Below are 13,342 nucleotides of genomic sequence, written 5' to 3'. Positions count from 1 at the left end.
CGCCGGGGCTCGGGCGCGGGTGACCAGGAAGGCGCCCGGAACGTCGCCGACCAGATACAAAGGCAGGTGGAACGGATGCGGACGCTGGCCGTCGTCGGTGGCGGCGTCATCGGACTCGGCGTGGCCTGGCGGGCCGCCGAGGCCGGCTGGTCGGTCACCCTGTGCGATCCTGCCGTCGGATCCGGGGCCTCCTGGGTGGCGGGCGGGATGCTCGCCCCGCTGTCGGAAGGCTGGCCGGGCGAGGACCGGGTGCTCGATTTCGGCGCCGCCGCACTGGCCCGCTGGCCCGAGTTCGCCGCCCGGATCGAGGCCGCGACCGGGGTGGCGGTCCTGGTGGCCGATGCGACCCTGACCGTCGCGCTCGACGCGGCCGATCTCGCGGACCTGCGCACGGTGGCCGACTGGGTCGGCGGCCGCGGCCACGACCTGCGGCTGCTGGATCGCGCGGGCGTCCGCGCGCTGGAGCCGTCCCTGGCGCGCACGGTCCGTGCCGGACTGCACGCGCCCGCCGAGCCCGCGATCGACAATCGACGGCTCGTGGCCGGATTGCGCCAGGCGGCCGAGGCGGCCGGGGTCCGGATCCGCGCCGAGCGGGTCGACTCGCTCGACGCCCTCGACCACGATCAGATCGTGCTCGCCGCCGGTGCCGCCTCGGCCCGGCTGTGGCCCGCGCTGCCGGTCCGCCCGGTCAAGGGCGAGATCCTGCGGCTGCGGCAGCGGCCCGGTGTGGCGCCCGCGCCGCAGCGGGTGATCCGGGCCAGGGTGCACGGCCGGGCGGTGTACCTGGTCCCGCGCGCCGACGGAATCGTGGTCGGCGCAACCCAATACGAGGCGGGTTTCGACACGACGGTGACCGTCGCCGGGGTCCGCGACCTGATCGCCGACGCCGAGGCGATATTCCCGAGCATCGGCGAATACGAGCTGGCCGAGGCGAGCGCAGGCGCGCGCCCCGGCACACCGGACAACCTGCCGCTGCTCGGCAGGCTGACCGACCGGATCATCGCGGCCACCGGCCACGGCCGCAACGGCATGCTGACCATGCCGCTGACCGTGGACGCGGTGCTCGCCCAGCTCGCCGGAACCCCGTTGCCCGAGGCGGAACACGCCGACCCGCAACGCTTTTCGACGGCCCACCCGCCGTCCTTGTCATCCGCAGGAGGAGTTCGATGACTTCGACATCCGTCCCCATCGGCGTCACCGTGAACGGTACCGATCACGAGTTCGCCGACACCCTCACCGTGCGTGAGTTGCTGAGCCGCCTCGAGCTGCCCTGTCAGGGCATCGCGCTCGCGGTGGACGGCGCGGTGTTCCCCAAGTCCCGCTGGGACGAACCGGTCGGGCGGGGCTGGCAGATCGAGGTGCTCACGGCGGTCCAGGGTGGCTGAGGCGCACGCTCCGCTGCGAATCGCGGACCGCGAGTTCGGTTCCCGGCTCATCATGGGTACCGGCGGGGCGGACAACCTCGCGGTGCTGGAGGAGGCGCTGATCGCCTCGGGCACCGAACTGACCACCGTCGCCATGCGCCGGGTGGATGCCGCGGGCGGCACCGGCGTGCTGGACCTGTTGAAGCGCTTGGACATTCAGCCGCTGCCCAATACGGCCGGTTGCCGCACGGCGGCCGAGGCCGTGCTCACCGCGCAACTGGCCCGGGAGGCGCTCGGCACCGACTGGGTGAAGCTCGAGGTGGTCGCCGACGAGCGCACCCTGCTGCCCGATCCGGTCGAATTGCTCACCGCCGCCGAACAATTGGTCGACGACGGCTTCACCGTGCTGCCCTACACGAGCGACGACCCGATCCTGGCGCGCCGGCTGGAGGAGGCGGGCTGCGTCGCGGTGATGCCGCTCGGTGCGCCGATCGGCACCGGCCTGGGCATCGGCAACCCGCACAACATCGAGATGATCGTCGCCGAGGCGAAGGTCCCGGTCATCCTGGACGCGGGCATCGGCACCGCGAGCGACGCCGCGCTCGCCATGGAACTCGGCTGCTCGGCGGTGCTGCTGGCGACCGCGGTGACCCGGGCGCGTCAACCGGAGTTGATGGCCGAGGCGATGGCCGCCGCGGTGCGGGCCGGATACCTGGCCAGGCAGGCGGGCCGGATCCCCAAGCGGTTCTGGGCGCAGGCTTCGTCACCCGCGCTCTGACCAGGACCTATCCCTGAAGGATGACCCCCGTTGCGCGATCGTCAGGGGTCCGTCAGGGTGTGGGTATCAGCTCGTCAGGGTGTGGATCATCCTCGAGGATGATCGAAATCGACACCTTCTAGTGACGCGCGTCGCCCGATTTTCGGGAATGCTGGTCGTCATGATCGAGCTGAGAGGGCTGACCAAGCACTACGGGCAGACCGTCGCGGTTCAGGATCTCTCCTTCACCGTTCGACCCGGACAGGTGACGGGGTTCCTGGGCCCGAACGGCGCCGGTAAGTCGACGACGATGCGAATGATCCTCGGGCTGGACAAGCCCACCGCGGGGACCGCGCACATCTTGGGCAAGCCGTACCGTGAACTGGACCATCCGCTGCGCACCGTCGGCGCGCTGCTCGATGCCAAGTGGGTGCATCCGAACCGTTCGGCGCGCGCCCACCTCGAGTGGATGGCCGCCTCCAACGACATCCCGAAGTCGCGGGTGGAGGAGGTGCTGCGACTGGTCGGCCTGTCCGAGGTGGCGGGCAAGACCGCGGGCGGTTTCTCGCTCGGCATGTCGCAGCGGCTCGGCCTGGCCGGCGCGCTGCTCGGCGACCCGCAGGTGCTCCTGTTCGACGAGCCGGTCAACGGCCTCGACCCGGAGGGCATCCTGTGGATCCGCCGGTTCATGCAGCGCCTGGCCGCCGAGGGCCGCACCGTGCTGGTCTCCAGCCACCTGCTCTCGGAGATGGCGCAGACCGCCGAACATCTCGTGGTGATCGGGCGCGGACAGCTGATCTCCGACACCACCACACAGGAATTCATCGAGCGCGCCTCCGAACAGTCGGTGCGCGTGCGCAGCCCGCAGCTTGACCAGTTGCGCAGCCTGCTCACCTCCAACGGCATGACCGTGCGCGAGGACGGCAGCGGCCAGGACGGGCCCGCGCTCGTCGTGGCGGGAGTGGCCAGCGACGCGGTCGGCAAGCTGGCCGGCGCGAACGACATCACACTGTTCGAGCTCGCGCCGCAGCGCGCCTCCCTGGAGGAAGCGTTTATGCGGATGACCGGCGGCGCGGTGCAGTACCACGGCGAAGGCCTCGACCAGGCGATGGGAGGTGCGCTCTGATGGGCGTGCTGGCAGCAGAACGAATCAAGCTCACCTCGACCAGGTCGCCCTGGTGGTGCTCGGCGGTCGTCGTCGCACTCGGTCTCGGCCTCGCCGCGCTGTTCTCCCTGGTGGTCAAGTCCTCCGGGGACGAGCCCGCGCAGGGCACGCCGAACCTGGACGTGAGCACCGCGACCTCGGGTGTCGTCGGGTTCGGCGTGATGGTGCTGATGATCATGGCCGCGTTGACCGTGACCAGCGAGTACCGTTTCGGCGTCATCCGGACCACCTTCCAGGCGGTGCCCAATCGCACCAAGGTGCTGCTGACCAAGACCGCGCTGGTCGGCGTCTTCAGCGCCGTGCTCACCACGATCCTGGCCTTCCTCGCCGTCGGCGTGGCCAAGGCGATCGCGGGCTCGGCCTCGAACGCCGATCTGGCCCTGGACGGACAGTGGCGGGCGGTCTACGGGATCCCCATCTACGCCTTCCTCATGATCGCGGTCGCGATCGGCGTGGGTGTGCTGGTCCGGCAGTCCGCGGCCGCGATCTCGCTGATCGTGCTCTGGTCGCTGCTGATCGAGCCGCTGCTCGGGGCGTTCGGCAGCTTCGGGCGCAACGTGGGTCCGTTCCTGCCGTTCCAGAACGCCAGCCACTTCCTGAGCGTCTCGGATTCCGGCGCCAACTGGCACTGGGGTCCGTGGGGCAGCCTGCTCTACTTCGCCGCCTTCACGGCGATCGTTTACGGCGCCGCACTGGTCCTGGTGAACCAGCGCGACGCCTGACCACGAACTACCCGAGTCGCCCTCCCTCGCCACTCGGGTTGGGGCGCCGACCTTGTCGGGAGGTCCGCGCGCCCAGGCACCGCCCGCCACTGCCCGGTGGACGGTGTGATCATCGGCCCGGTGCGAATCCCCTTCGTGCCGGGCCGATGATGTTTCGGCCGAGGGCATTATGGCCGGTCGGCGGGCCCTGTGAACATCGCGGAAACTGTGAATCGCGTCGCTTCAGCGGGGGCGGATCCGCGAGTACAGTTCGAACCAGCAACCAGCTCGTTATCCATCGGCGGCCCCAATGTCGTGCCCGCTGCGTCCGTCGGGAGGTAGCAAGGTGGCCATGATCAGCGATCCACCAGCCGCGGGACGGCTGAGATACCCTCTGCACGTGAGCGAAACACCTTCCGGCGGTGCTGCGCCCGGGTCGGATTCGGAGGGCGAGAATGCCCTTCCGCCCGAGGTCGTCATCCCGCTGGTACCCGCGGACGCGGACGGGCCGATCCGCCGGTCCCGCGCGGGGCTGCGCAAAGGTCAGCTTTCCACGCTGATGAACGCGGCGAACAACCGGAAAGATCTCATCGGCGTGCTCCGCAAAGCGCGTGAGCAGCTGCCCGGTGACCCTTCTTTCGGTGACCCGCTGTCGGTTTCGGGCCCCGGTGGCGCGCGGGCCGTCGCGCGCGCCGCGGACAAGCTGGTCGGCGACACCCCCAGCGCGGCCAGGGAGATCGGCTTCGGCGCGTTGCAGGTCTGGCAGGCGATGCTGGAGCGCGTCGGCCGCGGCAAAGGTAACCAAGAGATAACCGTCATGTTCACCGATCTGGTGGCGTTCTCCAATTGGTCGCTCTCCGCGGGCGACGAGGCGACCCTGGAGTTGCTCCGCCGCGTGGCCAAGGCCATCGAGCCGCCGATCGCCGAGCGTGGCGGTCAGGTGGTCAAGCGGATGGGTGACGGCGTCATGGCGGTGTTCCCGTCCGCCGAGCGCGCGGTGCGCGCCGCGATCAACGCCAAACGCAACCTGGCCGACGTGAAGGTGCGGGACTACCGCCCGCAGATGCGGATCGGCCTGCATACCGGCTCGCCGCGGGAAATCGGCGGCGACTGGCTGGGTGTGGACGTCACCATCGCGGCCCGGGTGATGGAGGCGGGCGGCAACGGCAACACGATGCTGTCCGAGGCGACGTTGCAGTCGCTGAAGCCGGAGACGCTCGCGGAACTGGGTTACGCCGTGAAGCCGTATCGCCGTAGCTTCTTCGCCGCGCCGCTCAGCGGTGTCCCCGAGGACCTGCGCATCTTCCGGCTGTCCGAGAACTGAGTCAGGACCCGATCCACCAGGTGATGCCGCCCGCCGCGGCGAGTACCGCGCAGACCCCGAGTGCGATCGACAGCGGTCGCGCGGTCTTCCACGTCGTATACGCCCCGCCGAGCAGGAATCCGGCCAGGGCGATCAAGAGAATCACGGTGACATCAGTAGACACGGGGCCCATTGTGCTCTGTCCTGATGACTCGCTTTCCACGCGCTTCCCGCGGTGATCTGACCCACAGCCGATTAACAAGCACGCGCGCTTGCTTTTTTCTGTGTGCGGTGTGATGCTGAACCCCGGAACGCGGACTTCACGGGTGCGGCACGCGGCTGCGCCCTGCCGGTCCGGCACCGCAGAGGAGGCATACCCGCTGATGAGTACGCTGGCCGTGAATCCGGAGGTCCTCCGGATCGGCAACTGTTCCGGCTTCTACGGCGATCGGTTCAGCGCGATGCGCGAGATGCTCGAAGGTGGGCAGCTCGACGTGCTCACCGGGGACTACCTCGCCGAGTTGACCATGCTGATCCTCGGCCGGGACCGGATGAAGGACCCGAGCCTCGGTTATGCCAAGACCTTCGTCAAACAGCTCGAGGACTGCCTCGGGCTGGCGTTGGAACGTAATGTGCAGATCGTCGCCAACGCGGGCGGTCTGAATCCCGCCGGCCTCGCGGAGCGCCTGCGCAAGGTGGCCGCGGACCTCGGTCTCGACGCCAAGATCGCTTACGTCGAAGGCGACGATTTGGTCGGTCGCGCAAGCGAACTCGGCCTCGGCTCCCCGCTCACCGCCAACGCCTACCTCGGCGCCTGGGGCATCGTCGAATGTCTGCACGCCGGCGCCGATATCGTGGTGACCGGCCGGGTCACCGACGCGTCGGTGGTCGTCGGCCCGGCCGCCGCCCACTTCGGCTGGGGCCGAACCGATTACGACCAGCTGGCGGGTGCGGTGGTGGCCGGGCACGTGATCGAGTGCAGCACCCAGGCCACCGGCGGCAACTTCGCCTTCTTCACCGAACTCGCCGATCTCGGCCGGCCCGGCTTCCCGATCGCCGAAATCCGCAGGGACGGCAGCAGTGTCATCACCAAGCACGCGGGCACCGGCGGTGCGGTCACGGTCGACACGGTCGCGGCGCAGCTGATGTACGAGATCCAGGGCGCGCGCTATGCCGGGCCGGATGTCACCTCCCGGCTGGACACGGTGCGACTCGCCGCCGACGGCCCCGATCGGGTACTGATCAGCGGTGTCGCCGGCGAGGCCCCGCCCGACACGCTGAAGGTCTCGCTGAACACCCTGGGCGGCTTCCGCAACGAGATGGCCTTCATCCTCACCGGGCTCGATATCGAGGCGAAAGCCGAACTGGCACAGCGGCAACTGGAGTCCTGGCTGCCGACCAAGCCCGCGGAGCTGGACTGGACACTGGCCCGCCTGGATCGGCCCGACGCCGACACCGAGGAGCAGGCCAGCGCGCTGCTGCGCTGCGTGGTGCGCGACGCCGACCCGAACAAGGTGGGCCGGGCCTTCTCCAGCGTCGCCGTCGAGTTGGCGCTGGCCAGCTATCCGGGGTGCAGCTTCACCACGTTGCCCGGCAACGGTTCGCCTTACGGTGTGTATACGCCGGGCTACGTCGCGGCCACCGAGGTGCCGCACGTCGCGGTGCTGCCGGATGGTTCGCGCACCGAGATCGCGCCCGCCGCGGACACCCTGGTGCTGGCCGAGGTGAGCGAGCCCGCGCTGCCGGAACCGTTGGTGGGCAGAGAGACTCGACGCGTTCCCCTCGGCAGCATCGCGCTGGCGCGCAGCGGCGACAAAGGTGGCAACGCCAATGTCGGCGTCTGGGTACGCACCGAGGACCAATGGCGTTGGCTGGTGCACACACTCACGGTCGATCGGGTGAAAGAGCTGCTGCCCGAAGCCGCCGCGCTGACCGTGACCCGGCACGTGCTGCCCAATCTGCGCGCGGTCAACTTCATCATCGAGGGACTGCTCGGACAGGGCGTCGCCTATCAGGCCCGATTCGACCCACAGGCCAAAGGACTCGGCGAATGGCTGCGGTCCCGTCATCTCGACATCCCCTTGGAGTTGTTATGAGCTGGAATACGCCGGAGCGGCGCGAATTGCGCGCCACGGTGCGCAGTTTCGCGGAGCGTGACGTCCTGCCCTATCTGGACGAGTGGGAGCGCGACGGGGAGATCCCGCGTGAGCTGCACAAGAAGGCGGGTGCGCTGGGTCTGCTCGGCATCCAATTCCCGGAATCCGCCGGCGGTGCCGGCGGTGACGGCATCGACGCGATGATCGTCTGCGAGGAACTGCACCAGGCCGGGGCCTCGGGTGGCTTGTTCGCCTCGTTGTTCACCTGCGGTATCGCGGTGCCGCACATGATCGCCGCGGGCAATCCCGACCAGATCGAGCGGTGGGTGCGCCCGACGCTGGCGGGGGAGAAGATCGGTTCGCTGGCCATCACCGAGCCCGGCGGCGGTTCCGATGTCGGTCACCTCACCACCACCGCGCGCCGCGACGGCGATCACTACATCGTCAACGGAGCCAAGACCTACATCACCTCGGCCTGCCGCGCCGACTACGTGGTCACCGCCGTCCGCACGGGTGGGCCCGGCTCGCAAGGGATTTCGCTGCTGGTGGTGGAGAAGGGCACACCGGGCTTCACCGTGAGCCGCAAGCTGGACAAGATGGGCTGGCGCGCCTCCGACACCGCCGAACTGTCCTACGTGGACGTCCGGGTGCCCGCCGAGAACCTGGTCGGCGCGGAGAACTCCGGCTTCTTCCAGATCGCGGGCGCGTTCGTCAGCGAGCGGGTCGGCCTTGCGGTGCAGGCGTATTCGAGCGCGCAGCGCTGTCTCGATCTCACTTTGGAGTGGGTGCGCAGCCGGGAAACCTTCGGGCGCCCGCTGATCAGCAGGCAGGCCGTGCAGAACACGGTTACCGAGATGGCGCGGCGCATCGATGTCGCCCGCGTCTACACCCGGGATGTGGCCCAGCGCAGCGCGAACGGCGAGACCGACCTGATCGCCGAGGTCTGCTTCGCCAAGAACACCGCCGTCGAGGCGGGCGAATGGGTGGCCAACCAGGCGGTCCAGCTGTTCGGCGGCCTCGGCTACATGCGCGAATCCGAGATCGAACGCCAATACCGCGATATGCGCATCCTCGGCATCGGCGGTGGCACCACCGAAATCCTGACCGGCCTTGCCGCCAAACGATTGGGGTACCAGTCTTGACCACCCTGCGCAGCACGTTGGATACCGCGTCGCCGGATTACGCGGCCGCGGCGGAAGCCATGACCGCCAAACTCACCGAGGTGGAGGGGGAGTTCGCCAAGGCGATCGCGGGTGGCGGGCCGGAGAAGCTGGCTCGGCATCGCAAGCGCGGCAAGCTGACCGCGCGCGAGCGGATCGAGCTGCTCGTCGACGAGGACTCGCCGTTCCTGGAGCTGTGCCCGCTGGCGGGGTGGGGCAGCGAGTTCCACGTCGGCGCGAGCACCATCGCGGGCATCGGGATCGTGGAGGGCGTCGAATGCATGATCGTCGCGCCCGACCCGACCGTGCGCGGCGGCACGTCCAACCCGTGGACACTGCGAAAGACGTTGCGGATCAACGACATCGTGCGGGAGAACCGGTTGCCGGTGATCTCGCTGGTGGAGTCCGGCGGCGCGGACCTGCCGACGCAGAAGGAAGTCTTCGTGCCCGGCGGTCGCATGTTCCGCGACCTCACCCGCGCCTCGGCGGCCGGAATCCCTACCATCGCACTGGTTTTCGGTAACTCGACCGCGGGCGGGGCCTACATCCCCGGCATGTCCGATCACGTGGTGATGATCAAGGAGCGCTCCAAGGTGTTCCTCGGCGGCCCACCGCTGGTCAAGATGGCGACCGGGGAGGAGTCCGACGACGAATCGCTCGGCGGTGCCGATATGCACGCCCGCGTCTCGGGTCTGGCCGACTACTACGCGATCGACGAGCAGGACGCGATCCGGCTCGGCCGCGCCATCGTCCGCAGGCTGAACTGGCGCAAGCAGGGCCCGGCCCCGCGCCCGGCGGTGCTCGAGCCGCGGTACGACCCCGAGGATCTGCTCGGCATCGTGCCCTCGGATCTGAAGATCCCGTTCGACCCGCGCGAGGTGATCGCGCGCATCGTGGACGGCTCCGATTTCGACGAGTTCAAACCGCTGTACGGCAGCAGCCTGGTCACCGGCTGGGCGGAGCTGCACGGCTATCCGATCGGCATCCTGGCCAACGCGCGGGGCGTGCTGTTCTCCGAGGAATCGCAGAAGGCCACCCAGTTCATCCAGCTGGCGAACAAGTCCGACACGCCACTGCTGTTCCTGCACAACACCACCGGCTACATGGTCGGCAAGGAGTACGAGCAGAAGGGCATCATCAAGCACGGCGCGATGATGATCAACGCGGTCTCCAATTCGACGGTGCCGCATATCTCGGTGCTGATGGGCGCCTCCTACGGCGCCGGGCACTACGGCATGTGCGGGCGCGCCTACGACCCGCGGTTCGTTTTCGCCTGGCCCAGTGCGAAATCCGCCGTGATGGGCGGCGCGCAGCTGGCCGGCGTCATCTCGATCGTGGGCCGGGCCGCGGCCGAGGCCAAGGGCCAGCCGTTCAACGAGGAGGCCGACGCCGGGATGCGCGCCATGGTCGAGGCGCAGATCGAGGCCGAGTCGCTGGCCATGTTCATGTCCGGTCGGCTCTACGACGACGGCGTCATCGATCCGCGCGATACCCGCACCGTGTTGGGAATGTCCTTGTCGGCCATTCACAATGCCCCGATCAAGGGCGCCGACGGCTTCGGCGTCTTCCGAATGTGAGGGATCAGATGCCAATCTCGAGTGTCCTGGTTGCCAATCGGGGTGAGATCGCCCGCCGCGTGTTCGCCACCTGCCGGCGTACCGGTCTGAGCACCGTCGCGGTCTATTCGGACGCCGACGCGGCCGCCCCGCATGTGGCGGAGGCGGATTCGGCGGTCCGGCTGCCCGGCAACACACCGGCCGAAACCTACCTGCGCGGTGATCTGATCATCGCGGCGGCGCTGTCCGCGGGCGCCGACGCCGTGCACCCCGGATACGGATTCCTGTCCGAGAACGCCGATTTCGCGAAGGCGGTGCTCGCGGCCGGGCTGACTTGGATCGGCCCGCCGGTCGAGGCGATCGAGCAGATGGGCTCCAAGGTCGCCTCGAAGAAGATGATGGACGCCGCGGGCGTCCCCGTGCTCGCCGAGCTGGACCCGGCCGAGGTCACCGCGGACCACCTGCCGGTCCTGATCAAGGCGTCCGCGGGCGGCGGCGGGCGCGGCATGCGCGTGGTCCGCAGTCTGGCCGAGTTGACCCCGCAGCTCGAAGGGGCGCGGCGCGAGGCCGAGTCGGCCTTCGGCGATCCGACGGTGTTCTGCGAGCGGTACCTCGAAACCGGCAGGCATATCGAGGTGCAGGTGATGGCCGATACGCACGGCACCATCTGGGCGGTCGGCGAGCGCGAATGCTCCATCCAGCGCAGGCATCAGAAGGTCGTCGAGGAGGCGCCCTCGCCGCTGGTCGAGCGCACCGAAGGGATGCGCGAACGGCTGTTCGAGGCGGCGCGGCTGGCCGCGGGCGCGATCGGCTACACCGGCGCGGGCACGGTGGAATTCCTCGCCGACGAGCGCGGCGAATTCTTCTTCCTCGAGATGAATACCCGGCTGCAGGTGGAGCATCCGGTCACCGAGTGCACCACCGGCCTGGATCTGGTTCGCCTGCAACTCGACGTGGCCGACGGTGCCGCGCTGCCGTCGGAACCGCCTGCGATGCACGGGCATTCGATCGAGGTCCGGCTCTATGCCGAGGATCCGGCGCAGGACTGGCAGCCGCAGAGCGGTACCGTGCACCGGCTCGACATCCCGCTGGTGCGTACCGAATTCGATCTGCTCGACCGGCCGGGTATCCGGCTGGACACCGGTGTGGTGGACGGTTCGGTCGTCGGCGTGCACTACGACCCGATGCTGGCCAAGGTCATCTCCTACGCCGAAACCCGCGACGAGGCGGCGCGGCTGCTGGCGACCGCACTGCACCGGGCGCAGATCCACGGCCTGGTGACCAACCGCGACCTGCTGGTCCGGGTGCTGCGCCACCCGGCCTTCCTCGCCGGTGACACCGATACCGCGTTCTTCGGCACGCACGGATTGGACACGCTGGCAGCGCCTTTGGTGTCCGCAGCCGACGAGGCGCTGTCGCTGGTCGCGGCCGCGCTCGCCGACGCCGCGGCGAACCGCGCCGCCGCGCGGGCCGGCGGCGGACTGCCCAGCGGCTGGCGCAACCTGCCGTCGCAGTCGACGCACAAGCTGTTCGAGAGCCGTACCAGCGGCACACACGATATCGGCTACCGCTACACCCGCGGGGTGGTCGCGGTGGACGGCTACGAGGGGCTCGAACTCGTCGAGTCGGGCGCCGACCGCGTGGTGCTCGCGGTGCCGGGCGAAAGAGGCCCGGTCCGTCGGCATTTCGCCGTCGCCCGGTACGGCGATCTGGTGTGCGTGGACTCGCCGCTCGGGCCGGTCAGCGCGCGCAGACTGCCGCGTTTCAGCGATCCGGCCGACCAGGTGGCCACCGGCTCCCTGCTCGCCCCCATGCCCGGCAGCGTGATCCGGCTCGGCGCCGAGGTCGGCAGCCGGGTCGAACAGGGTCAGCCCATCCTGTGGCTGGAGGCGATGAAGATGGAGCACACCATCGCCGCCCCCGCCGCCGGCGTGCTCAGCGCCGTCAACGTCACCGTCGGCCAGCAGGTCGACGTGGGCGCCGTCCTTGCCGTCGTCGATCCCGCCGAGAGCAACGAAAACCAGGAGTCGTGAATGAGTTTCGTCGAGACTGAAGAACAGCAGGCGCTACGGACGGCTGTTGCCGCGCTGGCCGCGAAGTACAACTATCGCGACTACGTGCTGCCGAAAGCTCGCGCCAACGAGCCGCTCACCGAATTGTGGGACGAGGCAGGCAAACTCGGCTTCCTCGGGGTGAATCTGCCGGAGGAGTACGGCGGCGGTGGCGCGGGACTCTACGAGCTGGCGCTGGTGATGGAGGAGCTGTCCGCGCAGGGCGCGGGACTGCTCCTGATGGTGGTCTCCCCGGCCATCTGCGGCACCATCATCACCAAGTACGGCACCGACGAGCAGAAGCAGACCTGGCTGCCCAAACTCGGTGACGGCAGCGGCAAAATGGTGTTCGGCATCACCGAGCCGGACGCGGGTTCCAATTCGCACCAGATCACCACCACCGCGCGCCGCGACGGCGAGGAGTGGATCCTCAACGGCCGCAAGATCTTCATCTCCGGGGTGGATCAGGCCGAGGCCGTGCTGATCGTGTCGCGCACCGAGGATCACAAGACCGGCAAGCTCAAGCCCGCGCTGTTCATCGTGCCGACCGATGCCGAAGGCTTCCACAAGACGCCGCAGGAAATGGACATCATCGAGCCGGATCATCAGTTCACGCTGTTCCTCGATGACGTGCGGCTGCCGGCGAACGCGCTGGTGGGCAAGGAGGACGCCGCGCTGATGCAGTTGTTCGCCGGTCTCAATCCGGAGCGGGTGATGGGTGCCGCGATGGCGATCGGCCTGGGTCGCTACGCCATCGATCGTGCGGTGGAGTACGCCAAGGAGCGCACGGTGTGGAAGACGCCGATCGGTGCGCACCAAGGCATCTCGCATCCGCTGGCGCAGGTGAAGATCGAGCTGGAGCTGGCCAAGCTGATGATGCGCAAGGCCGCCACGCTCTACGACCTCGGCGACGAGATGGGTGCCGCCGAGGCGGCGAACATGGCGAAATACGCTGCGGCCGAGGCGAGTATCAAGGCGCTGGATCAGGCCATCCAGACCCACGGCGGCGCGGGCCTGACCAAGGAGTACGGCCTGGCCGCGATGCTGGCCGCCGCGCGCATCGGCCGGATCGCCCCGGTCAGCCGGGAAATGGTGCTGAACTTCGTCGCGCAGTACTCGCTCGGCCTGCCCAAGTCCTACTGACCACGTCCGCCCGCCGGGGTGCCGAGCGCGGTACCCCGGCGGGGCG

At 69.1% G+C, this 13,342-nt stretch carries 12 protein-coding genes; 11 read left to right on the top strand and 1 reads right to left on the bottom strand.

All coding sequences use genetic code 11. The features are described from left to right. Nucleotides 1–75 precede the first annotated feature (75 nt). The 6 genes from thiO to O3I_RS40110 all read left to right on the top strand — a co-directional run bounded on the left by thiO (nucleotide 76) and on the right by O3I_RS40110 (nucleotide 5,311). Complete coding sequence (gene thiO, locus O3I_RS40135) at nucleotides 76–1,170, top strand: glycine oxidase ThiO (protein ID WP_014988798.1); 1,095 nt, start codon at nucleotides 76–78, stop codon at nucleotides 1,168–1,170. Then, nucleotides 1,167–1,385, top strand: a complete 219-nt coding sequence (gene thiS / locus O3I_RS40130; RefSeq protein WP_014988797.1) for a sulfur carrier protein ThiS — start codon at nucleotides 1,167–1,169, stop codon at nucleotides 1,383–1,385. Before thiO ends, thiS begins: the two co-directional genes overlap by 4 nt. Then, entirely contained in the window at nucleotides 1,378–2,142 is a 765-nt protein-coding gene (locus O3I_RS40125; protein ID WP_014988796.1) for a thiazole synthase, read from the top strand. Before thiS ends, O3I_RS40125 begins: the two co-directional genes overlap by 8 nt. Before the next feature lie 160 nt (nucleotides 2,143–2,302). After that, the gene (locus O3I_RS40120; RefSeq protein WP_014988795.1) at nucleotides 2,303–3,247 is read left to right on the top strand and encodes an ABC transporter ATP-binding protein; all 945 of its coding nucleotides are present in this window, start codon (nucleotides 2,303–2,305) and stop codon (nucleotides 3,245–3,247) included. Beyond that, nucleotides 3,247–4,008 carry an ABC transporter permease gene (locus O3I_RS40115; RefSeq protein WP_014988794.1) on the top strand — a complete coding sequence of 254 codons (762 nt, stop codon included), beginning with the start codon at nucleotides 3,247–3,249 and terminating at the stop codon, nucleotides 4,006–4,008. Before O3I_RS40120 ends, O3I_RS40115 begins: the two co-directional genes overlap by 1 nt. A gap of 538 nt (nucleotides 4,009–4,546) precedes the next feature. Continuing rightward, a complete protein-coding gene (locus O3I_RS40110; RefSeq protein WP_041564935.1) occupies nucleotides 4,547–5,311 on the top strand; it encodes an adenylate/guanylate cyclase domain-containing protein in 765 nt (254 codons plus the stop codon). A 1-nt stretch (nucleotide 5,312) separates the two neighbouring features. Here O3I_RS40110 and O3I_RS45865 read toward each other — a convergent pair whose 3' ends face one another. After that, nucleotides 5,313–5,474, bottom strand: a complete 162-nt coding sequence (locus O3I_RS45865; protein ID WP_167829206.1) for a hypothetical protein — start codon at nucleotides 5,472–5,474, stop codon at nucleotides 5,313–5,315. A gap of 199 nt (nucleotides 5,475–5,673) precedes the next feature. On the opposite strand from O3I_RS45865, the gene O3I_RS40105 reads away from it, so the two are divergent. The 5 genes from O3I_RS40105 to O3I_RS40085 are packed head-to-tail and all read left to right on the top strand — an operon-like array spanning nucleotide 5,674 to nucleotide 13,296. Beyond that, nucleotides 5,674–7,386 (top strand): acyclic terpene utilization AtuA family protein, encoded by a 1,713-nt coding sequence (locus O3I_RS40105; RefSeq protein ID WP_014988791.1) that lies wholly within the window; start codon nucleotides 5,674–5,676, stop codon nucleotides 7,384–7,386. Next, nucleotides 7,383–8,528 (top strand): acyl-CoA dehydrogenase family protein, encoded by a 1,146-nt coding sequence (locus tag O3I_RS40100; protein ID WP_014988790.1) that lies wholly within the window; start codon nucleotides 7,383–7,385, stop codon nucleotides 8,526–8,528. The genes O3I_RS40105 and O3I_RS40100 overlap by 4 nt, the downstream gene beginning before the upstream one ends. After that, nucleotides 8,525–10,123 (top strand): acyl-CoA carboxylase subunit beta, encoded by a 1,599-nt coding sequence (locus O3I_RS40095; RefSeq protein ID WP_014988789.1) that lies wholly within the window; start codon nucleotides 8,525–8,527, stop codon nucleotides 10,121–10,123. The genes O3I_RS40100 and O3I_RS40095 overlap by 4 nt, the downstream gene beginning before the upstream one ends. An 8-nt stretch (nucleotides 10,124–10,131) precedes the next feature. Further along, nucleotides 10,132–12,135 carry an acetyl/propionyl/methylcrotonyl-CoA carboxylase subunit alpha gene (locus tag O3I_RS40090; RefSeq protein ID WP_014988788.1) on the top strand — a complete coding sequence of 668 codons (2,004 nt, stop codon included), beginning with the start codon at nucleotides 10,132–10,134 and terminating at the stop codon, nucleotides 12,133–12,135. Continuing rightward, nucleotides 12,136–13,296, top strand: a complete 1,161-nt coding sequence (locus O3I_RS40085; RefSeq protein WP_014988787.1) for an acyl-CoA dehydrogenase family protein — start codon at nucleotides 12,136–12,138, stop codon at nucleotides 13,294–13,296. The last annotated feature ends 46 nt before the right edge of the window (nucleotides 13,297–13,342 follow it).

Origin of the sequence: Nocardia brasiliensis ATCC 700358 (genome assembly GCF_000250675.2) — a bacterium.
GTDB classification, from domain to species: domain Bacteria; phylum Actinomycetota; class Actinomycetes; order Mycobacteriales; family Mycobacteriaceae; genus Nocardia; species Nocardia brasiliensis_B.
This window is presented reverse-complemented; position numbering and strand designations above follow the sequence as displayed.